Source organism: Halorubrum aidingense JCM 13560, assembly GCF_000336995.1.
GTDB classification, from domain to species: Archaea; Halobacteriota; Halobacteria; order Halobacteriales; family Haloferacaceae; genus Halorubrum; species Halorubrum aidingense.
On the sequence record NZ_AOJI01000017.1, the window covers coordinates 127160 to 149140 of the forward strand.

The window sequence follows — 21981 nt, forward strand, 5'->3', positions numbered from 1 at the left end:
CGGGACCGGTCAGTGCCGTTTCGCTCTGTTCAGGTCGGGTCCGGTCAGTTCTCGCGGCGGGCGAACGCGAGGTTACCGGAGACGTTTTTGATGTACGCTTTGACGGTCTCGCCCTCCTGCGCGCCGGGAACGAAGACGGTGTACTCGCCGCGCTCGGCGACGCCGTCGCCCTTGCGGCCGGTGCCGACGATCTCGAGTTCGTACGTCTTGCCCGACTCGATGGCCTCCTCCTGGCGCTGGGTGTTCGAGGTGTTCTGCTTGGCGACCGGCCGGAACGCCCCGCAGGCCTCACAGCGGAGCATCGGTGTGCGGTTCTCGGTCTCCAGTCGGGTGTCGGGGAGGCCGCACTCCGAGCAGGTGACGTACGACTCGATGTACGAGTCGATGGCGGCCTGGAAGTCGCGCTCGCGGAAGTTCCCGTTGTAGCGGGCGCGGCCGGACTCGTACTGGCCCGCCGTCCCGAGCTCCTGTTGGATCTTCGAGTGAACGTGTTCGGGGTCGCGGCTCAGCGCGTCCGCGATCGCCGAGAGATTCGTCAATCGGGTGAACGCGCCGTCTTTCTGGGTCTCCGGCTCGGGGACCGACAGCCGCTCGTCGTCGCCGCCGAGGTCCGGAACCTCCTCCATCGCGCGGTCGAGGCTCGATTCGTAGTCCATACGCGTCAGAACGACAGGGCGACGGAAATCGCTTCCGGGTTCCGAAAGCGAGCGCTCGACTCGCCTGCGCTCGGAAAGCGGTCCGTCTGGGCCCGATCAGAGTCCGGCCCGGAGCGCGCCGGCGACGAGGAGGAGTCCAAGAACATACAACAACACGACGATCGCGTTTCGCTTCGGGGCGTGCAGCGCCATGCCGGGGAGCCACTCAGAAAGCGCTCGTCGCGCGTCGCCCGGAGGGTCGGAGGGCCCCGAAGGGTCGTTCGAGTCGGACATCGTATAGCGTCCGCTTCGCGGATCGAACAGTTAGGTATGCAGCGCGATACGGGCTTAAGACCAGCGTAACACACGCCGTCGGTGTCCGTTCGGCTCGCCGTGGACGGCTCTGAATCAGAACGTGCGGTGAGACCCGATCAGTCTCGACGGTCGGACCGCGATGAGACAGGACGGAACAGTCGATCGCTTAGACCGAATTGGAGTAACAGTAGCGGGAGGTAGATTTGAACTACCGATCTCCGGGTTATGAGCCCGGCGGAATCTCCTGGCTATCCCATCCCGCTATCATATCAAACTCGCGTGCGAGTGTTAAGGGTTCTGATCCCGTTGCCCGTGTGCGATCTGTCCACGTGTGGTTTATATATCGATTCCGGGCCAGACCACCGCGAGAGAACACCGATCGGCCGGTGGCTCACGCGTCGTCGCGGGCGGCGAGCGACCGCTGCCGAAGGCGGAGCGCAACGAGGCTCGCGACGGCGAATCCGACCGGCAACGCCGCGTCGGCGGGGTTCCCGGAGAGCGCGCGGCCGGCGGTCAGCCCCGCCATCAGCGCGAACAGGAGCGCTAGCAGTCCGGAGATGGGAACCACGTACCCCTCGGTGAACGTCGATCGGTCGGATCCGTCGCTCATGCGTTCACGGTCGGCTGGAAACGGGTAAAACCCCCACGTCGGCGACCGGCCGAACCGCGGTCGCGCCCCGTCGCCGTCGCCGATGCTCGCCTTGCGTCGGCCACAAACGCTTTTATCAACCATAAATAATGATGGATCGATGCGAAAACCGTTACTCACGACTGACTTTCTGGATCGGGCACGGCGTCATTACGGCGACGAGGAGGCCGTGCTCGCTACGGACGGCACTCGGTACACCTACGCCGAACTCGGCGACCGGGCGGACCGGTTCTCTGCGGCGCTGCAAGCGCGTGGGATCGAGAAGGGCGACCGCGTCGCGGTGCTGGACCCGAACACGCACTACCACCTCGAAGCCGCTTACGGGACGATGCAGATCGGTGCGGTTCACACCCCGCTGAACTACCGTCTCACGCCCGACAACTTCGCGTACATGCTCTCCGACGCCGGCGTCGACGCCATCTACGCCGACGCCGAGTACGCCGGGAACATCGAGGCGATTCGCGACGAGGTGCCGACCGAGACGTTCCTGACGAACGACACGGACGCGGTCGACGGCGACTGGGAGTCGTTCGACGAGGCGTTGGCGGACGCGGATCCGGACGCCTACGAGCGGCCGGAGATGGACGAAGACGAGGTGATCACGATCAACTACACCTCGGGGACGACGGGCGACCCGAAAGGCGTCTGCCGCACGCACCGCGCGGAGACGCTCCACGCGTACCTGATCACCATTCACCAAGAGATCACCGACGAGGACGTCTACCTGTGGACGCTACCGATGTTCCACGTCAACGGGTGGGGCCACATCTACGCGATCACGGGAATGGGCGCTCGGCACATCTGTACCCGCGGCGTCGACGTCGCCGAAGTGTTCGACCGCGTCCGGGGCGAGGGGGTCTCGTACTTCTGTGCCGCGCCGACCGTGCTCAACATGCTCGGTGACCACCACGCCGAACACGGCGGCGCGACGACCGGCGAGAACGACGTTCGGGTGGCCACCGCGGGGGCGGCGCCGCCGGAGGCGACGATCCGAACCGTCGAATCGGAGTTCGGCTGGGACCTCAAACACGTGTACGGCGCCACCGAGACCGGACCGCTCGTGACGACCTCCGACGCCAAGCGGCACTTCGAGGCCGACTCGGACGAGCGATTCGCGGTCAAAAAGACGCAGGGGATCGGCTACCTCGGCACCGACGTCCGCGTCGTCGACGAAAACGGCGAGGACGTCGCGGCCGACGGCGAGACCATCGGCGAGATCGTCGTCCGCGGGAACCAGGTGATGGACCGGTACTGGAACAAACCGGAGGCGACCGAGGAGGCGTTCTCCGAGCGACTCGACGGCTACTATCACATGGGCGACCTGGCCGTCGTCGACGAGGACGGGTTCGTTTCGATCCAAGACCGCAAAAAGGACATCATCATCTCCGGCGGCGAGAACATCTCCTCTATCGAGTTGGAAGACACGCTCTTCGAACACGACATCGTCTCCGACGTGGCCGTCATTCCCGCCCCCGACGAGCAGTGGGGCGAGACGCCGAAGGCCTTCGTCGTTCCCGAGAGCGGCGACCCCGACGACGCCGGTGCGACCTCGGAGGAGCTCCGTGCGTTCGTGCGCGAGCGCGTCGCGACGTACAAGACCCCCGGCGAGGTGGAGTTCGTCGCCGAACTCCCGACGACGGCGACCGGGAAGATCCAGAAGTACGAGCTCCGCAAGCGCGAGTGGGACGAGGAGGACCGGATGGTCGGCGAGGGATAGGGATCGCCCGTCGCAGTCGGTGACGGACCGAGACTCCCGTCGGTCAGTCCTCGCAGTCAACGTCTCCGACGAGTGAACCGACTCGATCACCGATCCGCTCGAGCGTCGCGTTCGAGAGCCCGTGTCCGTCGCCCGGATCGATCCGGAGATCGACCGCCGCGCCGGCCCGTCGGAACACCTCGGCGGTCGCGCGAACGCGGGAAGCCGGGACGTACGGGTCGTCCTCGCTGCTGTCGAGCGCGAGCGGCGTCCCCGCGAGCGGCTCGGCGCCGGCGGCGGCTACGCGTGCCGCCGGACCATCCAGGTCGTCGCCCGGGAGCGCCGCGGAGACGACGAACGCGCCGCCGTACCGCCGCGGGCGTCGGCGGAGGAACTCGCTCACGACGCAGCCGCCCTGCGAGACGCCGACCAGAACGGTCTCCGTCGGACCGACACCGACCTCCCGAGCGGCGTCGACGGTCGCCGCGACGCAGTCGACCGCCGACGTCAACGCCGGCTCGTTGGCGTCGATCGGCGCGTCGTGGCGGGCCGGAAACCACGTGGACCGAACGGCGCCCGGCGCAAGCAGCGCTGTCCCCTGCCGGTAGCACTCGTCGGCGAGGCGGAGCATCCCTTCGGGGGTCCCACCGCGGCCGTGAACGAGCACGAGCGCGACCCTGGCCGCCGCGGCGGGTGCGCCGCCGGTCTCAAGCGTCGCGTCCGCGTGTGGCCCCTCGACGTCCGCGAACGGCCGGCTCAACGGCCGTCACCGCGGTCGACGGATTCGTCGCCGATCCGGAACGCCGGGAGCTGGTCCTCGATCAACTCGCGGTCGTCCTCGAACCGCGGCGGCAGGTACAGTTCCGTCGCGTGTCCGTCGACGTCGGGCGGGGCGAGCCCGGGTCCGCGGGGTCCGATCGCCGCGTCGGGACCGTCGGGGGTCGTCGCCTCCGTCGCCAGCTCCACGAGGAGCCCACCGGGGCCGCGGACGTACAGCGAGTGGAAGAAGTGACGGTCCTTCACCCGGGAGACGTCGTAGCCGCGGTCGCGGAACAGCTCGTGCCAGTCGAGGAGAGCCTCTCGGTCGGCGACGCGCACCGCGGCGTGGTGGAGCGTTCCGGGACCCTCTCGGAGGTACGCGGCGTCCCGGTCGAGGATGTCGACGACGGTCGCGCGGTCGCCGGGCGCGCGGTACCGGATCCGGTCGTCGGTCTCCGCCTCGTACGCGAACCCCAGCGTGTCGAGCACGCTCGCCGTTCCGTACGGGTCCGCCGGGAGCGCGGTGACGCCGTCGAGTCCCCGGATCGCCGCCGATTTCGGGACCGCGTCGGCCGCGTTGCCGAGCCACGGATCGTCGTTCTCCGGGTCGGGCGGGCGCTCGACGAGTTCGACCCGCGTCCCGGACGGGTCCGCGAGGCGGAGCAGCCTGTCGCCGAAGCGTTCGACCGGTTCCGGTTCGATCCCCCGCTCCGCGAGCCGGCCACGCCAGTAGTCGAGTGAACCGGTCGGGACCGCGAAGGCGACCGCCTCGTAGCCGGGTTTTCCGGGGCGACCCGGATCGGCGGTGGGGTCCGGGAAGACCGTGAACACGGAGCCCGGTGAGCCGGTCGCGTCGCCGAAGTAGAGGTGGTACTGGAGGACGTCCTCGTAGTTCACCGTTCGCCGAAGCAGCCGGAGGCCGAGGACCTCCCCGTAGAACGCGGCGTGTGCCGCCGCGTCGCCGACGATCCCCGTCACGTGGTGGAGGCCGGGGGTGTCCGAGAGCATGGAGCGTACGTGAGACGCCCGGGCGCAAACCGGTGTCGGTCGGGGACGGGACAACGCGCTCCGGGACCGATCAGGATAGCCACAGCAGGCGGACGTTACTCGCCGTCAGATACGTCCCGACGAGCGTCAGCAGGACCGGCGGGAAGTAGTAGATCAGCGCGTCGCCGTCGCGAGCCCCCGTGACGCTGATCCAGAGCATCACGAGGTAGACGACGATCTTCAGGCCGACGAGTCCCCCGAGCCCGAACGTATCGAGCGCGAACACCACCACCGGGTTCGCCTCCTCGATCGTCGGGACGTACTGGAGGAACGCGATGGTGGAGACGATGTCGCCGACGCCGTAGGTGGCCGTCGCCGCGATCCACAGCCAGTAGAACTCCTGTGGACGGCGGCGATAGGCGGGGCGTCGACGGGTTCGGTCGCGGGAACGGACCACACGCAAAGGTGTCGAGACGGCGACGTGAATCTGCCGATTCGGGTCGGGGTGGGGTCGGGATGGGGTGGGGTGGGGTCGGGATGGGGTGGGGTGGAGTGGGATGGGATGGGGTGGGATGGGGTGTTCTCACGCTGGTGCCGGCCCCGACTCCCTCGACTCTCGCCGCCGGTTCCGGATCGTTCAATGTCGCCCGGGCGGACGGGCGCGTATGGGAACGCCACGCGATACGCGCGAAGCGCAGGTCGTCGAGGTCCTCGATCGGCTCTACGAGGAGTATCCCGACTCGACGATTTCGCTCAACTATTCGAACCGGCTGGAGCTGCTCATCGCGGTGATCCTCTCGGCGCAGTGTACGGACGAGCGGGTGAACAAGGTGTGTGCGGACCTCTTCGAGACGTACGAGACGCCCGAGGACTACGCGAACGCGCCCCAAGAGGAGCTCGCGGAGGCGATCAACTCGATCACCTACTACAACAACAAGGCGAAGTACATCCGCTCGGCGTGCGCGGACATCGCCGAGAAACACGACGGCGAAGTGCCGGACACGATGTCGGAGCTGACGGATCTCGCCGGCGTGGGCCGCAAGACCGCCAACGTCGTCCTCCAGCACGGCCACGACGTCGTCGAGGGGATCGTCGTCGACACCCACGTCCAGCGGCTCACTCGCCGGCTCGGAATCACCGAGGAGCAGAGTCCGAAGGCGATCGAACGGGATCTCCTCGACATCGTTCCCGAAGACGACTGGCAGCAGTTCACGCACTTGATGATCGACCACGGCCGCGCCACCTGCACCGCGATCAACCCGGACTGCGCCGACTGCGTGCTCGCGGACGTCTGTCCCTCTGAAAAGGGCGACGCCGAGGTCGACCTCGCGAGCGGCGAGGCGTGGTGAACGTCGTCCAGGTGCACGGGCGCGACCGGCGACGAGAGAACGGGCTGTAGCGGATCGCCGGCGTCGCGGCACCGCCAGTTCGTGGTATCGCGAAACCGATCGACCCGGGGCGCATGATCGTTCACGATGAACGTCCGAGGTGTTCACCCACCTATTTAAAGACCCAAACGAACGGGGGAATCGGCGAATTTGTTCTATGCGAAAGAGAACCTGCTTCCGGCTTTATGTGTACATCCAGTGTATCCGTAAGTGAGGAGAGACACAATGTCCACCAAAACGACAAACGAGTTCGGCGGAGAGTTCGGCGGCATCACCCTACTGGGGAAAGCGCACTCGCTGTCGGCGCTGTTCATCGTCCTGCTCCGAGCGAGCATCGGCGGGATGATCCTGTTCGCGGGCCTCGGGAAGATCTCGGAGTGGCCGTTCGACGCGGCCGGCTACCTCGCGAACGTCGGCTCGGCGAGTCCGGTCAGCGGTCTGTACGCCATGATGGCGTCGAGCCCGGCGCTGATGGAGTTCGTGAACGTGTTCGTCCCGGCCACGCAGGTGCTCATCGGCGTGGCGCTCATCGCCGGCGCGTTCGTGCGGCTGGCCGCCCTCGGCGGCGCGATGCAGATGATGCTGTTCTACCTCGGCGGGTGGAGCGGCGACGTGCTCGCGCTGTTCGACTCGACGCTCATCTACGCGGTCGTGTTCCTCACGGTCGCCGCGTTCGGTGCGGGTCGGATCCTCGGCCTCGACGCCTACATCGAGAAACTGGAGGTCGGCGGACAGGCGCTGACCGAGAAGTTCCCGGCGCTCCGCTACGTCCTCGGCTGAACGGGGACGTCCGCTTATAAACGGAACCGGGCGCGTACGCACGCGCCGCCGACTCGTTTTCGACGGCAGCGGCCGACGCGACTGCTTCGCTTTTCCGACCGATCGGTACGGGGTGAGCGACGGCGCCGCGACCGACTGCTCCGGACCGCTTCGATGAGGGGTGTGCCGGCGACGGCCCGATGGTCGCTGTTTATAAACCACCGACGCGGACGCCGCGTTCAGTTAAATACTCGTCCGCGACACCGGCGTTCCGTTTCGGGTTTCAATCGATATAAGAGCGCGCGGGCGGAACGGGGGGTAATGGATCTCGGTTCGCGGGACGCGTTCGCCCGAATGGGGACGCTCGGCATCGAAGAGGAGTTCTACATCGTGGATGCCGACGGCCGCCCGACCTCCGGGACCGACGAACTCGTGTACGGTCGCGGCCCGCCGGAAGCGATCCCCGAGGGCTTCGACCACGAGCTGTTCAAATGCACGATCGAGGCGCAGACGGAACTCATCGAGGACCCGGTCGACGCGGGCGACGCGCTCGCGACCGTCCGGGAGGCGCTCGTCGAACACGCCGCCGCCGACGGCTACCGGATCGCCGCCGCGGGGCTCCACCCGGCGGCGAAGTGGCGCGAACTGGACCACGTCGAGAAGCCGCGGTACCGGGCCCAACTCGACCGCATCCAGTACCCGCAACACCGAAACACGACGGCCGGGCTCCACGTGCACGTCGGCGTCGACGACGCGGACAAGGCCGTCTGGATCGCCAACCGCCTCCGGTGGCACTGTCCGGTGTTGCTCGCGCTGTCGGCGAATTCCCCGTTCTGGAACGGCTTCGACACCGGGCTCGCCTCGGCCCGCGCGAAGATATTCGAGAACCTGCCGAACACCGGGATTCCCTCGGCGTTCGACGACTTCGACGCCTTCCAGCGGTACGAGCGCCGGATGGTCGAACACGGCTCCATCGCGGACCGCGGCGAGCTCTGGTTCGACGTGCGCCCGCACACCGGCCACGGAACCGTCGAAGTACGAGCGCCGGACGCTCAGTGCGACCCCGCAGTCACCCTCGCGCTCGTCGAATACGTCCACGCGCTCGTCGTCGACTACGCCGAGCGCTACGACGACAACGAGATCCCGGATCGACTCCGCAGAGAGCTGTTAGACGAGAACAAGTGGCGGGCGATTCGCCACGGCCACGACGCCTCCTTCGTCACGCGCGACGGCGAAGGGACCGCCTCGCTCGGCGAAATTGTCGACGACGAGTGCGACCGGCTCGGAATCGGCGGGATTCGGGAGGTGTACGACGCCGAGAGCGGCAGCGATCGCCAGCGCCGGCTCCGCGAGGAATCGGGGCTCGACGCGCTGTGCGCGGACCTGTTCGTGTCGCCGTAGGCGGCGCGAGACGCGGGTGGTGCGGGCGGCGAAGGCGGCCCGGGTAGTCCGTCGCGACCACGACGCGCCGGGGGACCGAAGATTCCGAGCCGCCGAGCGTTTCGTCGGAACCAAAGCGACGAGAAACGCTTTTGGGCGCGCAGACCCCACTTTGCGGTATGACTACGGACGAACCCGTCGACAGGGACGCCGACGACGTCGACGCTGCCGAAGCCGGCTCAACGGACGAGTCACCGACCCAGCGGACTCGCGAGGAACTGCGCAAGACCAAAGAGCGACTCGGCGAGGGCGCCGACAAGGCCGTCAAGGGGTTCGACGACAACATCGTCGACCTGCTCTCGTGGCTGCTCGACACCGAGACCCGCGCGCGGATCTACGTCTACCTCCGGGACAACCCGCAGAGCACGAGCGACGAGGTCGCCGACGGGACCGGCCTCTACCCGAGCACGGTCCGCGAGGCGCTCGCGGAGCTCCACGACGAGGGAACCGTCGAGCGCGACAAGCGGGAGGCGAGCGGCGCCGGCAACAACCCCTACGAGTACGAGGCGATCGCACCGAGCGAACTGGTGCAGGGCGTCGTCGGCGACGTCCAGCGCGAGTTGAACGCCGTGTTCAACCTCGACCGCCGGCTGGGCGGCGAGTCGCCGGACGGCGACACCGAGCCCGTCCGCATCTCGGTCGGCGACGCGGACGAATCCAGCGCCGACGACGCGGACGCCGACGAGGGTGACGCGACCGCTGCTGACGACGATACCGACGGCGCCGCGTCCGACGACCGCTAGATCGTCGGCGATCGCGTCGCGTCCCGCGACCGTTCTCGGTTCGGGACACTTTAAGTTCCGCCCGCGCAACCGATACTCATGAACGTCGCGCTGGGTGGTACGTTCGATCCCGTTCACGACGGCCACCGGAAGCTGTTCGAACGGGCGTTCGAGCTGGGAGACGTGACGGTCGGGCTCACGTCCGACGAGCTCGCGCCGAAGACCCGACACGTCGAGCGGTACGTCCGCCCGTACGACCGCCGGAAGCGCGACCTCGAAGCCGAACTCGCCCCGCGCGCCGAGGCGCACGGCCGCGAGTTCGCGATCCGCGAGCTGACCGAGCCGACCGGCATCGCCGTCGAGCCCGAGTTCGACGCGCTCATCGTCTCCCCGGAGACGAGAGACGGCGGCGAACGCATCAACGAGATCCGGACCGCCCGGGGGCACGAACCGCTCGAAGTCGTCGTCGTCGAGCACGAGTCCGCCGAGGACGGTGAACGGATCTCCTCGACGCGGATCGTCGCCGGCGAGATAGACGAACACGGCAACCTCACGCCGGACCGCGAGGGTCGCGGCGCGACTCGCCCGGAATGAACGGGGAGACGTCTTCCCCCCGGCTCGCTCGAATCGCTATCGGCGAGACCGGTTTCGAGCGGGCGGCCGTCTGGAGCGCGGTCGGCTTCGCGTGCTCGTACGCCGCCTTCGACGCGGCCGGACTCGCCGGCCTCTCCCGGGCGTCGCCGGAACTCGCGGCGCCAGTCGCCGGCGCTCTCGCGGTCCTGACCGCGATTGGCGTCGTCGCGTTCGCCGCGACCGGTGCCGGCGTCCTCCCCGCTATCTTCCTCGCGTACGGGCCATTTGCGGCCATCCTACTCCGGACAACGGGCCCCGAGCCGTACGCGATCCCCTTCGGCGATCCGGTCCCGTTCGCGGTCGCGCTCGTTGAGCCGCTCGGCGTCGCGCTCGCCGGGGCCGCGGCGGTCGGGCTCGCCGGCTACGCGATCGGACGAGCCGTAAGCGACCGCGGTGCTGACGACGACTGATCCGGACCGTCCCGCCCTTCTCACTCCTCGAGCGTCCCGTTCAACACCTTCGCGGCGACGAGTACCGGGTCCCACACCGGGCTGAACGGCGGCGCGTACGCGAGATCCAGTCGCTCGACCTCAGGGACGGTCATGTCCGCCTCCAGCGCGGTCGCGAGCGTGTCGATCCGGATCGCGGCCCGATCGGGCCCGACGATGCTCCCGCCGATGAGGCGCCCGGAGTCGCGGTCGGCGACGAGCGTCACGTCCGTCGGCTCGGCGCCGGGGTAGTACCCCGATCGAGACCCGGCCGTCACCGTCTCGCGGACCGGATCGAAGCCGGCCGCGACTGCCGCCTCGTCCTCGACGAGCCCGACTCGGCCGGCCTCCATGTCGAACGCCTTCACGGCCGCGGTGCCGGCTATCTCGCCGACTGGCGAGCGGTCGCCCGCGACGGTGGCGCCGACGGCCCGTCCGGCGCGGTTGGCGGTGAGTCCCAGCGGCATCCACGCCTCCTCGCCGGTCACCGCGTGGATCGCGGTCGCGCAGTCGCCGGCGGCGTACACGTCCGGGAGGGTCGTCCGCCCGTACTCGTCGGTGCGGATCGCGCCGCCCTCGCCGAGGGCGACGTCGGTGCCCTCCAGTAGCTCCGTGTTCGGTCGGATTCCGACGCCGACGATCGCGAGGTCGACCGGGAGTCGGCCGCGGTCGTCACCGTTTGCGCCGAGATCGCCATCACCGCCTGTGCCGTCGGAGCCACCATCGACGTCGCCTGTGCCGCCGTCGCCGTCGGCGAACGCGACCGCCTCGATCCGATCGTCGCCGACGAGCGCCTCGACCGGCGTTCCCGTGTGAACCGTCACGCCCCGATCGGTGAGCTCCTCCGCGACGCGCTCGCCGACCGCCTCGCCGAACGGCGGCAGCAGACGATCGGACCGCTGGAAGAGGTGAACGTCGAGCCCGCGCCCGACGAGCGCCTCGGCCATCTCGACGCCGACGTACCCGCCGCCGACGATCGCGGCCGTCTCGGGGGCGGGGAGCGCGGCGTTGTAGTCGACGCGGTCTCGGTCGACCGCGTCGACGTCTGCGCGGGCCGGGTCGTACGCGGCCGGGTCGGCGATGTACGCGTCGATCGCGGCGGCGGCGTCCATGCTGTGGAGGGTGAACGCCCCGTCGAGCCCCCGAACGTCGAACGGACCGAGCGTCGCGCGGCCCCCGGTGGCGACGAGGAGGTCGCCGTACGGCTGCTCGAACGTCTCGCCGTCGGTGGTCTCGACGGTGACGCGCTTCGCGTCGGGGTCGACCGCGACGACCTTGTGACCCCGCCGAAGGTCGATCCCCCGCTCGTCGACGTCGCTCGGGGACAACGAGAGAAGGTTCGAGAGCCGCTCGATGCGTCCCTCGATGAAGTACGGCATCCCGCAGTACGCGTAGGAGATCCACCGTCCCATCTCGAAGACGATGACGTCGCGTTCGGGCGCCTCGCGGCGGAACTTGCTGGCCGCGCTCAGTCCGGCCGCGTCGGCGCCGACCACGACGAATGGGTCGCTCATACGAGACGAGTTGGCGGGCCGGAATAAAAATCCACGCCGGCGGTGCAGGTCTGGTGCGCCCCCGGTGCGGACCCGGTGTAGACCCGGTGTGAGGGCGGTACGAAGGTGGAGCCGCGTCGCCGAGTCGCCCGGCTTACGCGAGGTCGCGCCAGCTGCGGGTCGGCTCCCAGTCGAGCAGCGCCTTCGCCTTCGAGAGGTCGACGATCCCCTCGTGACCCTCGAAGGAGTCGCGGACGTCGGCGTCCGGGAAGAACGCCTCCACGACGGCGTCGGTGGGCGCGTCGGCGGTGGTGTCGCCGGCGACCGCCCAGAACGTCTCGTGGCCCTCGAAGTCGGCTTCGACGGCCTTGCGGGCGATACGGGCGCCGTCCTCGATCGCGAGGTACGAGAAGAGCACGTCCCGGCCGGTCGCGGGATGGACGTCCGCGAGCGCGGACAGCGAGCGGTCGGTCTCGACGAACGCCTCGCGCATCTCCTCGTCGGTCGTCACCCACGGGTACCGCAGGGAGGCGATCGTGAGGTCGGTGGAGGGGCGCCGCCCGAACCCGTCGGCGGTCACCTCCATGGCGTGTTTGGCGATCCCGTACGGGTCGTCGGGGGTTCGCGGGTGCGCCTCGTCGATCGGGAGGTAGTTCACCTCGGCCGGGCGCTCCTGGTGTTCGCTCCCCAGGGCGTTGATGCTGGAGGGGAGCACGACGGTCTCGAGCCCGAGCGAGTCGGCCGCTTCGAGCACGTGCGCCGCCGACATGACGTTGCTCTCGTAGGTCCGGAAGTCCGGTGTGCGGTACGGGTCCGGGATCGTCCCCATGTGGATCACGGCGTCGGCGTCGGTCTTCGCGAGGGCGCCGTACGTCTCGCCCGCGTCGAGCAGGTCGGTGGTGACGTAGCTGTCGGAGACCTCCTCGCGTCGCTTGCCGCGGGAGACGTTCGCCGTCTCGTAGCCGTGCTCGGAGAGGTGTTCGAGGATCGCTTCGCCGATCTTGCCGTTGCCGCCGGTGACGGCGATGGTGTCGAGCGTCATGCACGGACCCTCCGGGTCACTCCAGTAGCCCCTTGATGTAGCCGATCGCGAACAGCCGGCCCATGTCGGTGTAGCCCGCCATCGCGTCGTCGCGGTCCTGCTCGCCGACCATCCGCGGGACGTGGTCCGGGCGGATCGGCCCGTCGAAGCCGACCTCTTGGTACGCCTCGATGGCGGCTTTCATGTCCGTCGGGCCCTCGTCGTGCCACGTCTCAACGAAGTTGCGCTCGTCGCCTTCGACGTCCCGGAAGTGGACGAAGTGGATCCGGTCGCCGAACTCGCGGATCGCCTCGATCGTGTCGCCGGCCATCGCCGAGAAGTTACCCTGGCAGAACGTGACGCCGTGGCGCTCGCTGTCGTGCAGATCGAGAATCCGCCGGTAGTCGTCGTACGACTGGACGATCCGCGGCACGCCGCGAACGGGCGAGGTCGGCGGGTCGTCGGGGTGTAACGCGAGGTTGACGCCGTACTCCTCGGCGACCGGGACGACCTCGTCGAGGAAGTACTCGAGGTTTTCCCACAGCTCGTCCTCGGTGATGCCCGCGGCCTCGTGGTCCGGCGCGCGCTCCATCCACTCGTGGTCGTAGCCGATGCGCTGTGAGTCCCCGCGTCCGGGCAGTGAGTCGGAGGTGCGGATGACGCCGAGCGGGTTCTCGGTCCACACCCAGCAGTAGGTGTCGATACCGAGCCGACCCATGTTCTCGATCAGCGTTTTGACCGTCGCTATCTCCTCGTCGCGGCCGTCCTTCCCGAGGACGGTCTGCTCCATCGGCGGGCGGTCCTCGACGACGTCGAGCGAGAGGCCGTGGTCCGCGAAGCGAGTGACCGTCCGCTGGAGGGTGTCGTACTCCCACCAGTCGTCGACGCCCCAGAAGCGGACGACGGCGGTGTCCAAGCCGAGCTGTTTGGCGATCGTCCACCGGCGGTCCGGTCGCGGTGGCAGCATCACTGTCGGGTCCATCGTTGGCGGCGCTTGACCGTCGGGAGGTATCGGTGTTTCGGAGTGTCGACGGTTCTCAAAAAACGACGAACGGCGGCGACTACGGCCGGCGGCTACGAGTCGTCTGCCAGCCGGGAGAGCGTCTCTCTGGCGTTCTCGACCGCGGTCGATTTTTTGGCCGGGTACGCCTCCACCTTCGCGCGGACGGTGATCCCGGGGCCGAGCCGAACGTCCCCGCGGAACGCCGCCTGCTTGTCGATACGCATGAACAGGGCGCAGTTGTCGTCGACGCGCTGGTCGAGTTCGTCGATCACGCGGTCGACGTCGTCGAGGTCGGAGAGCGCGTCGAGGACGTGACGCATCCCGTCCGCGTTCTCGATCCGCGCGGAGAGCACGACGATGCGGTCGCCGTGGTGGCCGACGTTCTCGACGCGGTCGATCTCGGCGTCGTCCGGGAGGAACGTGCGGAGCGCGTCTTCGACTCGCTTCTCGTCTTCGGTCGCGTACGAGAACGCGCGGAGGTCGACGTAGTGAAAGGGGACTGTTGGCATGCGGGTCTGGGTGTCTGCGCTCGGAACGGGGAAGTTACTCGTCGCTGTCGTCGTCGTCGTTCTCGTCGCTGTCGTCGGCAGCGTCGAGAGAGTCCTCGGGAACGCCGGTCTCTTGGCCGTCGTCGAAGCTGACCGTGTAGGTCGCGTCGCCGAACATCGTCTCCATGACCTGCGTGATCGTTCCCGTCTCGCCGTCGTACTCGCTGTGTTTGTCGTGGAGGACGACTTCGTCTTCCTTCTCGAAGCTCATGCGCTCACGTTCCGCTGGGACGGTTAAAAGCGCGTGGATCCCGGGCGGCGACCTAGTCCGCCGGTCGCGTCGGTCGCGTCGGTCGCGTCGGTCGCATCAGTTCCGTCGGTCGCGCCGATCTGTCGATCGACGCCGTCGATCACCACACCGCCACCAGCGCGGCCGCCAGCGACACCACGAGCACGACCGCGACGGCGGCGGTGACGACGATGCTCTCGATCGCGACCGCGACGGCGATTCCAGCGGTGACGGCGACGAACGCCAATATCGCCGCCGGCAGCCCCCCTCGCTCGATCAGCCGCTCGACCGCGTTCGCGGCTTGCTGTCTGGGCGGGACCGGGGGCGGGCGTTCCGGGGGCTTCGAGAGCGTCTCGTCGACGGCGACCTCGTCGGCGGCGGCTTCCGGCGGGGGATCTATCTGCAGGTCGACGTACCGGGTGTTCGAGCCGTAACCGGTGACGATCTTCAGCTTCCCGCGGACGGGCTCCGTGATATCGCTGACGGAGACGTGGACCCGCCGCTTCGACTCGTCTTCGACGTAGTGGTTCGTTTCGCCGATCGAGACGGCCCGCCCCAGTTCGTCGTCGACGTTGAGGTGGACGTGCGTCGAACGGCCGAGGTTCTCGAACGCGATGGCGAACGGACCGGTGGTCGTGAACCGGTCAGGGGCTCGGATCGCGTGAACGGCGTCCCCGTTCAGTTCGACGGAGAGTGTCGGCACGTGTGAGCCGACGGTCTGACACTAAAAAAAGGTGTAGTACGGTTCGGGCTCGCCGTCGGCGGGTCGTCGCTCGGGCGGCGGCGCTTCTGCGGCTTCGACAGCGCCGGCGCTCGGGTTACGCCGCCGCCTCCTCGCGCATGTCCGGCGGGAGGAGGTTGGGGATCCCGTCTTCGATCGGGTACGTCTCGCCGCACTCCGTACAGGTGAGCGTCCCTTCGAGGATCTCGTTATCGTCGCGCTCGTCGACGTCCAACTCGAGGTCGGCCTTGTCGAGCGGGCAGCAGATCACGTCCATCAGGGATTCTTTCATACCGCGTCGTTCGCGTGGACCGTTAAAAAAGCGTGCGGGTTCGCGAGAGGGGACGCGTCGATCTCGGCTCGGTGCGGACGTTCGCCGTTGGCTCGATAGCAACGACTTTGCCGGTCGGACCCGCCGAACGAGACATGGGGATCCCGTCGGAACGCATCGATCGGCTGTCGACGCTCGCCCGAGAAGCGGTCGTCGACGACGAGTACGGCCGCGCCCGCGAGTACGTCGCGCTGGCGCGTCGGATCGCGGAGCGGAATCGCTGTGGCCTCCCGGGGACGTTCTCGCGGCGCACGTGCGACGACTGCGACGTGTACCTGCGACCGGGGCGGACGAGCCGGGTGCGGCTGCGGCCGGGCCGGGTCGTCGTGCGGTGTCTGGAGTGCGGGTCGACGGCGCGGTACCCGTTCGAGTCGTAACGTCTCGCCTCGAGAGCCGTCGAAGCCCGTCGGAGTCCTGACCGAAACGACGGCGAGCGACCGCTCATTCGTCGTCGCCGCGACGCGCTCGGAGATCGGCCAACACGCCGGCCGTCCCGTCCATGTACGACTCCGCGAGCACGACATCGGCAGCCTCGCGGGCGGCGGCGTCCGCGTTGGCGACCGCGTACGACTCGCCGGCGACGCCGAAGGTGGAGACGTCGTTCTCGCTGTCGCCGATCGCGACGAACGATCCGGGCTCGATCTCGAGGAGATCTGCGGCGCGCCGAAGCCCCCGACCCTTGCTCACGGCGGGCGATTTGACGTGGAAGGCGTAGCCGGTGTCGACGACCTCCACGTCGCCGCCCGCGGCCGCGGCCACCTCGCGCAACAGGGCTTCGTCGGCGTCGATCGACAGCGCGACCTCCGTCTCGCGCCAGCGGTTGACGGTGTCGCCGTCGCCCCACCCGATCTCGCCGCCGCGCTCGCGGAACGCCTCGACCACCGCCCACGCCGCGTCCGGGTCGCCGAGGATCGTCGTCTCCCCGGCGACGTGCGTGACGCCGCCGTTCTCGGCGATGACGTGCTCGTCGCGTCCGAGGAAGTGCGCCAGCGCGACGGGGTACGGGAACGCTTTGCCCGTCGCGAACACGATCGGCGCGTCCCACGCCGGCAACAGCTCGAAGACCCGCGGGTCGATCCGACCGGTCGACGTCGTCAGCGTCCCGTCGATGTCCAACGCGAGGGGCGGAACCATATCCGTGCCAGGAACGGCAAACGCAACTGTGTTCCGCTTGCCTGGGCGGTAAAAGTGAGACCGCGCAGCGTCAGGCCGACCACGCCGGTCGGTCGAACAGCTCTCGGAACACGAGCGTCGGGAACTTCGGGACCAGCCGGCTCGGCGGTCGGCCCTTCCCGTCGCTGCGCGCGACCGTGACGCGGTCCAACAGCCCGGCGTCGGCGAGCTCGTACAGCACCCGACGGACGGTGGACGCCGACAGGTCGACCGCCGGCCGCGAGGCGATCGTCTCCGTCGCGGCGCTCACGGACTCGCGTGCGGCCTCCGGGAGGCTCACCAGTTCGTACAGGAGCCGGCGGCGGCTCTCGGAGAGCGCGAGGACGCGCCCGAGAGCGACGCAGGGTTTCGGCACCGCGTCGATCCCCGCGTCGAGATCCGCCGGTCGAACCGTCGAGGCGCCGGCGCGCTCCGCGTTGATCGCCGCACCGGTGATCGCGGCGAGCGCGTCGTGGGCGTCGCCGTCGGCCCACTCGGCGAGTTCGCGGATCTGATCGTGGCTGAGCGCGTCCCGTCCGAGTCCCGTCGAACACCGGCTCGTCAGCAGTTCGACGAGGACGTGCCGCCGGTAGGGCTCGAACGCGACCGACGCGTCCGCGTCCCACTCGATCGCCTCCGGCGGGTCCCGACCGAGACAGACGGGAACGATGTGCCCGCTCACGTCGGTGAGCCACTCGACCACGGTCGCCGCGGCGGCCGTCTCCGGCTCGTTGGTGTGGTCGACCGCGACGACGATGTCGGGGCCGGTTCGCACCGCGGCGCGCAGGGCGGCCGCCAGTTCGTCGGTGCCGATGCCGTGTTCGGGAACGGGGTCGTCGCCGACCTCAGTGAGCGTCTCGTGGAAGAGGCGAAACCGCGTGGAGGCCCGCCGAGCGTCCACGTACACGAAGCCCGGGAGCGTCGGCTCGACGGCCCGCGTCGACGTCTGTATCGCGCGTCGCGGCCCGCTGTGCGCCGCGAGCCGGTCGAACAGCGCGGAGACGACGGCCGACTTGCCGCTGCCTTTCGGACCGTGGACGTAGACGCTCGGCGGGAGCGAGCCGGAAAAGGCGGGGCTGAACGCATCGAGAAGCCGCTCGAACGCCGGACCACGGCCGACCGGGGACTCAAGGTGTGACACCGGCGAAACGGCGTCCAGGTCGACGAGGACGCCGGCACCGGCGTCGTACCCGAGCCGTCGTTCGATCCGGTCGTCGATGTTCACGATCGACCCTCCGTGACAGGGCGATAAAACCGGCACGAAGCAGGAACAGTCCGGAGCTGACGTCCTCGGTTCCCCGTCGGACCGGTGTTCACCAGTAGTCGGGTTTGTATCGGTTGATCAGAACCGTCGAGACGACGAAGACGCCGGCGCTTATGATCCCGGCTATGCCGCCGGCGAGGATCCGTACGCCGACTGGACCCTCTGCGGTCGCCGCGATGATGACCGCGACGATAACCGCGACCACGAGCAGATTTCGTCCGTCGCGTCTCTCGAGACCCAGCGTGTTCATATCTCCCGATGGCCGTGGGGGTGGTTAAATCCACCTCAGCATGATCGGGCCGTCGTCGTCCGATCGCGTGGCCGAGTCTCTTTCGGGAGGCGCTCTCCGGGCCGCCCGCGGCGACCACACACTTAACCGACCCGACCGCTTCTCGGCGCGTATGCCGGAACAGCAGTTCCACGACTCGGTCGTTGCCGCCGACCGATGGAGCAAAGTCGCCGCGCTGGTCGTCGCGATCGCCGTCTTTCTGCTCGTCCGGGAGCCGGTCGGCGACGTGCAGTTCGCGTCGATCGTCGCGGCGATGACCGGAATCGGCACGCGGTTGTACATCCCCTTCCACGCGAGCGTTCGAGTCCCCGAAGCCGATCGGGTTCCCATCAGCAATCATCCGACTGCCGGGAGCTACAACCACGGCGCGGCGGGGCTCGGGCTGATAGTCGCCTCGATGGCCGCCCTTGGAACGTTTCTGGTTGGTCATGGCTTCCTCGCCGGAGTTGGAGTCGGGGGCATATCTGGAGTCGTCGGCTACGCAGTTTTTGTTAATATTCTTCCGTCAGAATAAAATTCAGTTTCCGTGGCCGATCAGACGGCGCCCGGAACCCAGACAGCGGATCCGAGGATACCGACGATCGACAGGAGCGCGATGAACGAGTGCGTGATCGCGATGGAAGCGGCCGGCGGGTCGACGTGCGTGTCGCCGTGCGCGTAGAACACGCGCTGGAACGCCTCGCCGACGACGGCACCGAGGACGCCGAACAGCCCGGCGATCAGTAGCGCGACGATCGGAGCGTAGCCCGTGCCCGCGGTGGCGAGGTACGCCGTCGCCGCCGGGAGCGTCATGTGATGGGTGACCGGGATCCGGTCCACGCCGAGGTTCAAGAACAGCAGCGTCGCCGCGCTGATACCGAACCCGAGGAACGGACTGCCGGTCTGGATCGCGGCGTAGGCCGCAGCGAGACCGGCGAACAGGCCGATCGCCACGACGTGTGACCACTGGTACATGTTCGGCAGCCACGGCTCGACCGCGAGCCGATCGGTCCCGTTCTTCTCGCCGTCACCGGGGACCTCACCGTCGTCACGCATCTCTCCGCGCTCGAACGGACCCATATCGAAGTAGCCGTTCGCTTTGGAGCTGACGACGCCGATGACCGAGTACCCGAACACCAGCCGGTGGACGAGTGCGCTCGCGACGACCGTGAAAGCGATCGGGTCCGTCGGGATCGCCAGGTTCCGGAGCGTCTGTTCGAGCACGATGCCGAAGACACCGAACGCCGCACCGACGGCCAGGATGTCCGGGCGGCTCCCGAGTGCGAACCCGATGTCCTTCGCGTTGTGGTAGTCGAATCCGGACTCCATGTCGCCGTTCTTGGCGGCGTACGCCGCCGCCGCCGCACCGCCGGCGAAGGAGATGTGGGGACCGAAGACCGGGCCGAAGCCGACGTCGACGCCGACGCCTTGAGCGGCCTCACCGCCCCAGACGCCGGCGATAACGAGGAATCCGGTGAAGATGAACGCCGGGAGGGCGCCGAGCGCGGCGCCGAACGCCCCGCCGGCCGCCGCACCGAGCCAGATCGTCGGATCGAGGAGAATTTCTAGGACCGCGTCGATGGAGCCGGCGCTCCACCCGCCCGCCTGTGCGATGACAGGGGCCGAAACGACGGAGTTCATCTATTCGTCCTCCTCGTCGTCCTGCGCCCAGTTCCGGGACCGCTCGACCGCGTCGTCCCAGCGGCTGTACAGCTTATCGACCTCCGCCTGTTCCTTCTCGGGCGTGAACTCGCGGTCGATCTGCCAGTTGTCGCGGAGTTCGTCGACGGTGTCCCAGTAGCCGACGGCGAGGCCGGCGGCGTACGCCGACCCGAGTGCCGTCGTCTCGTCGACTTCCGGCCGGGCGATCTCCGTCTGGAGGATGTCCGACTGGAGCTGACAGAGGAAGTTGTTCTTCACCGCGCCGCCGTCGACGCGGAGGCTCGTCGTCTCGACGCCGGAGTCCGCCTCCATCGCCTCGGCGACGTCGCGGGTCTGGTACGCGATGCTTTCGAGGGTCGCGCGGACGATGTGTTCCTTGCCGGTCCCGCGGGTCATCCCGACGATGGTCCCGCGAGCGCGACCGTCCCAGTGGGGCGCGCCGAGGCCCGTGAACGCCGGGACCATGTAGACGCCGTCGGTCGAATCGACGGATCGGGCCAGCTCGGCCGTCTGTGCGGCGTTGTTGATCAGGTCGACGTCTTCGAGCCACTCGATCGCGGCGCCGGTGATGAAGATGGACCCTTCGAGCGCGTACTGGACGGGCTCGCCGGACATCTGGAAGCCGATCGTCGTGAGGAGCCCGTGGTCGGACTTGACGGCGTCGGTCCCCGTGTTCATCAGGTAGAAGGAGCCGGTTCCGTACGTGTTCTTCGCGTCGCCCTCGTCGAAGCAGGTCTGCCCGAACAGGGCCGCCTGCTGGTCGCCGAGCGCGCCGGCGACGGGGACCTCCTCGCCGAGGAAGCCGTCCGCGTCGGTGTGTCCGTAGTAGTCCTCGTCGGAGGACGGTCGTACCTCGGGCACCATCTCCTTCGGCACGCCGAACTCGTCGAGGAGTTCGTCGTCCCACTCTAAGTCCCGGATGTTGTACAGCATCGTCCGGGACGCGTTGGTGACGTCCGTGATGTGGTTGCCCGTCAGGTTGTAGATGAGCCACGAGTCGATCGTCCCCATGACGAGTTCGCCTTCGCGGGCCCGGTCGCGGAGGTCGCCGCCGCGGGAGCTCTGCATCTTGAGGGGCTCCGCGTTATCGAGGATCCACTCGGTCTTCGTCGCGGAGAAGTACGCGTCGGCTTCGAGGCCGGTCTTGTCGCGGATCTCCTCGACCATGTCGGCCTCTTGGAGCTCCTCGACGCGGTCCGTCGTCCGCCGGTCCTGCCACACGAGCGCGTTGTGGACGGGGCGTCCCGAGTCCTTGTCCCACACGATCGTCGTCTCCCGCTGATTGGTGATGCCGATCGCGTCGAGCTGGCTCGCTTCCAGATCCGCGTCGGCGAGGCCGTCGAGGACGACCTGTTGCGTGTTCTCCCAGATCTCGATCGGGTCGTGTTCGACCCACCCCGGGTTGGGATAGATCTGTTCGTGCTGTTCGTAGGCGTTCGCGACGACCTGCCCCGCGTGGTCGAACACCATAAAGCGAGTTCCGGTCGTCCCCTGGTCTATCGCACCGACGTATTGTGTCATGTTTGGATCCCTCCTGTGGCGCTGGTCCGCCCGCGGCGACGCCACCGTCCGTGTCCCCCCGTTCCGCCGGGACCGGTTTCGTCAGCCACCATCGCTCCAGACGCCGTGTGCGGCTCGAATACCTGCACAGCGGTCCGGACGCGATCGGTGTCGTCGCCGTCGCCGCGGCATATCTTCACGGAAGCTACCACGCCATTCGTGAACATAATGTACTACCATAATAATCTTCCTGTTAAAATCCGCATTCAGCCGAGAGTGAAAAAGATAGCATATAAACAAATCGTCAGTGGCAACGCGTACACTATTTGAATGTCCCTGATAGTTATGATCGACTCGATAGAGGAGGTAAAGTAAAGT

Annotated in this window: 27 protein-coding genes and 1 tRNA gene; 9 read left to right on the plus strand and 19 right to left on the minus strand. The window is 68.2% G+C overall.

The window, feature by feature from the left end; genetic code table 11:
- Nucleotides 1-44: 44 nt before the first annotated feature.
- From C461_RS03940 to C461_RS03950, 4 genes are all read right to left on the minus strand, one after another.
- On the minus strand, nt 45-656 hold the full coding sequence (locus C461_RS03940; protein WP_007998848.1) for a translation initiation factor IF-2 subunit beta: 612 nt from the start codon (nt 654-656) through the stop codon (nt 45-47).
- 96 nt (nt 657-752) lie between these two features.
- Nucleotides 753-929, minus strand: coding sequence for a hypothetical protein (locus tag C461_RS15645; protein ID WP_156062186.1), 177 nt, complete (start codon nt 927-929; stop codon nt 753-755).
- A gap of 209 nt (nt 930-1138) precedes the next feature.
- Nucleotides 1139-1213 (minus strand) — tRNA-Met (locus C461_RS03945).
- A gap of 128 nt (nt 1214-1341) precedes the next feature.
- Nucleotides 1342-1560 carry a hypothetical protein gene (locus C461_RS03950; protein ID WP_049906276.1) on the minus strand — a complete coding sequence of 73 codons (219 nt, stop codon included), beginning with the start codon at nt 1558-1560 and terminating at the stop codon, nt 1342-1344.
- Between the two features lie 139 nt (nt 1561-1699).
- On the opposite strand from C461_RS03950, the gene C461_RS03955 reads away from it, so the two are divergent.
- Nucleotides 1700-3316, plus strand: a complete 1617-nt coding sequence (locus C461_RS03955) for a long-chain-fatty-acid--CoA ligase (protein WP_007998852.1) — start codon at nt 1700-1702, stop codon at nt 3314-3316.
- 43 nt (nt 3317-3359) lie between these two features.
- Here the strand turns inward: C461_RS03955 and C461_RS03960 are convergent, their stop codons facing one another.
- The 3 genes from C461_RS03960 to C461_RS03970 form a co-directional block, all read right to left on the minus strand.
- Entirely contained in the window at nt 3360-4055 is a 696-nt protein-coding gene (locus tag C461_RS03960; RefSeq protein WP_007998853.1) for an alpha/beta hydrolase, read from the minus strand.
- Complete coding sequence (locus C461_RS03965; protein ID WP_007998858.1) at nt 4052-5062, minus strand: VOC family protein; 1011 nt, start codon at nt 5060-5062, stop codon at nt 4052-4054. Before C461_RS03965 ends, C461_RS03960 begins: the two co-directional genes overlap by 4 nt.
- A 70-nt stretch (nt 5063-5132) precedes the next feature.
- A complete protein-coding gene (locus tag C461_RS03970) occupies nt 5133-5498 on the minus strand; it encodes a hypothetical protein (RefSeq protein ID WP_007998860.1) in 366 nt (121 codons plus the stop codon).
- Nucleotides 5499-5706: 208 nt separating this feature from the next.
- Between C461_RS03970 and nth the strand changes: the two genes are divergently transcribed.
- The 6 genes from nth to C461_RS04000 all read left to right on the plus strand — a co-directional run bounded on the left by nth (nt 5707) and on the right by C461_RS04000 (nt 10393).
- Nucleotides 5707-6390 (plus strand): endonuclease III, encoded by a 684-nt coding sequence (gene nth / locus C461_RS03975; protein WP_007998862.1) that lies wholly within the window; start codon nt 5707-5709, stop codon nt 6388-6390.
- A 264-nt stretch (nt 6391-6654) separates the two neighbouring features.
- Nucleotides 6655-7209 carry a DoxX family protein gene (locus C461_RS03980; protein ID WP_007998864.1) on the plus strand — a complete coding sequence of 185 codons (555 nt, stop codon included), beginning with the start codon at nt 6655-6657 and terminating at the stop codon, nt 7207-7209.
- A gap of 300 nt (nt 7210-7509) precedes the next feature.
- On the plus strand, nt 7510-8589 hold the full coding sequence (locus C461_RS03985; protein ID WP_007998866.1) for a glutamate--cysteine ligase: 1080 nt from the start codon (nt 7510-7512) through the stop codon (nt 8587-8589).
- 158 nt (nt 8590-8747) lie between these two features.
- Entirely contained in the window at nt 8748-9371 is a 624-nt protein-coding gene (locus C461_RS03990; RefSeq protein ID WP_007998868.1) for a winged helix-turn-helix domain-containing protein, read from the plus strand.
- Between the two features lie 78 nt (nt 9372-9449).
- On the plus strand, nt 9450-9944 hold the full coding sequence (locus tag C461_RS03995) for a phosphopantetheine adenylyltransferase (protein ID WP_007998870.1): 495 nt from the start codon (nt 9450-9452) through the stop codon (nt 9942-9944).
- Nucleotides 9941-10393 carry a hypothetical protein gene (locus C461_RS04000; RefSeq protein ID WP_007998871.1) on the plus strand — a complete coding sequence of 151 codons (453 nt, stop codon included), beginning with the start codon at nt 9941-9943 and terminating at the stop codon, nt 10391-10393. Before C461_RS03995 ends, C461_RS04000 begins: the two co-directional genes overlap by 4 nt.
- Before the next feature lie 20 nt (nt 10394-10413).
- Here C461_RS04000 and C461_RS04005 read toward each other — a convergent pair whose 3' ends face one another.
- The 7 genes from C461_RS04005 to C461_RS04035 all read right to left on the minus strand — a co-directional run bounded on the left by C461_RS04005 (nt 10414) and on the right by C461_RS04035 (nt 15718).
- Nucleotides 10414-11925, minus strand: a complete 1512-nt coding sequence (locus C461_RS04005; protein WP_007998873.1) for an FAD-dependent oxidoreductase — start codon at nt 11923-11925, stop codon at nt 10414-10416.
- Between the two features lie 133 nt (nt 11926-12058).
- Nucleotides 12059-12946 carry an NAD-dependent epimerase/dehydratase family protein gene (locus C461_RS04010; RefSeq protein ID WP_007998875.1) on the minus strand — a complete coding sequence of 296 codons (888 nt, stop codon included), beginning with the start codon at nt 12944-12946 and terminating at the stop codon, nt 12059-12061.
- A gap of 16 nt (nt 12947-12962) precedes the next feature.
- Nucleotides 12963-13907 (minus strand): mannonate dehydratase, encoded by a 945-nt coding sequence (locus C461_RS04015; protein ID WP_193365800.1) that lies wholly within the window; start codon nt 13905-13907, stop codon nt 12963-12965.
- A 92-nt stretch (nt 13908-13999) separates the two neighbouring features.
- On the minus strand, nt 14000-14437 hold the full coding sequence (locus C461_RS04020; RefSeq protein ID WP_007998879.1) for an RNA-binding protein: 438 nt from the start codon (nt 14435-14437) through the stop codon (nt 14000-14002).
- 34 nt (nt 14438-14471) lie between these two features.
- Nucleotides 14472-14687, minus strand: a complete 216-nt coding sequence (locus C461_RS04025) for a hypothetical protein (protein ID WP_007998881.1) — start codon at nt 14685-14687, stop codon at nt 14472-14474.
- Nucleotides 14688-14826: 139 nt separating this feature from the next.
- Nucleotides 14827-15408 carry a DUF7524 family protein gene (locus tag C461_RS04030; RefSeq protein WP_007998883.1) on the minus strand — a complete coding sequence of 194 codons (582 nt, stop codon included), beginning with the start codon at nt 15406-15408 and terminating at the stop codon, nt 14827-14829.
- Nucleotides 15409-15523: 115 nt separating this feature from the next.
- The gene (locus tag C461_RS04035; RefSeq protein ID WP_193365801.1) at nt 15524-15718 is read right to left on the minus strand and encodes a methytransferase partner Trm112; all 195 of its coding nucleotides are present in this window, start codon (nt 15716-15718) and stop codon (nt 15524-15526) included.
- Between the two features lie 134 nt (nt 15719-15852).
- Here C461_RS04035 and C461_RS04040 point away from each other — a divergent pair, with 134 nt between their 5' ends.
- Nucleotides 15853-16134 (plus strand): ribonuclease P protein component 4, encoded by a 282-nt coding sequence (locus C461_RS04040; protein WP_007998887.1) that lies wholly within the window; start codon nt 15853-15855, stop codon nt 16132-16134.
- Between the two features lie 64 nt (nt 16135-16198).
- Here C461_RS04040 and C461_RS04045 read toward each other — a convergent pair whose 3' ends face one another.
- From C461_RS04045 to C461_RS04055, 3 genes are all read right to left on the minus strand, one after another.
- Entirely contained in the window at nt 16199-16891 is a 693-nt protein-coding gene (locus tag C461_RS04045) for an HAD-IIB family hydrolase (protein WP_007998889.1), read from the minus strand.
- A gap of 70 nt (nt 16892-16961) precedes the next feature.
- Entirely contained in the window at nt 16962-18134 is a 1173-nt protein-coding gene (locus C461_RS04050; RefSeq protein ID WP_007998891.1) for a Cdc6/Cdc18 family protein, read from the minus strand.
- 88 nt (nt 18135-18222) lie between these two features.
- Nucleotides 18223-18423 carry a hypothetical protein gene (locus C461_RS04055; RefSeq protein WP_007998893.1) on the minus strand — a complete coding sequence of 67 codons (201 nt, stop codon included), beginning with the start codon at nt 18421-18423 and terminating at the stop codon, nt 18223-18225.
- 151 nt (nt 18424-18574) lie between these two features.
- Here C461_RS04055 and C461_RS04060 point away from each other — a divergent pair, with 151 nt between their 5' ends.
- Nucleotides 18575-18976 (plus strand): hypothetical protein, encoded by a 402-nt coding sequence (locus C461_RS04060; RefSeq protein WP_007998895.1) that lies wholly within the window; start codon nt 18575-18577, stop codon nt 18974-18976.
- Nucleotides 18977-18996: 20 nt separating this feature from the next.
- Here the strand turns inward: C461_RS04060 and C461_RS04065 are convergent, their stop codons facing one another.
- Both C461_RS04065 and glpK read right to left on the minus strand, forming a co-directional pair.
- Complete coding sequence (locus C461_RS04065) at nt 18997-20082, minus strand: hypothetical protein (RefSeq protein ID WP_007998897.1); 1086 nt, start codon at nt 20080-20082, stop codon at nt 18997-18999.
- Nucleotides 20083-21624 (minus strand): glycerol kinase GlpK, encoded by a 1542-nt coding sequence (gene glpK / locus C461_RS04070; RefSeq protein WP_049906279.1) that lies wholly within the window; start codon nt 21622-21624, stop codon nt 20083-20085.
- Nucleotides 21625-21981 lie beyond the last annotated feature (357 nt).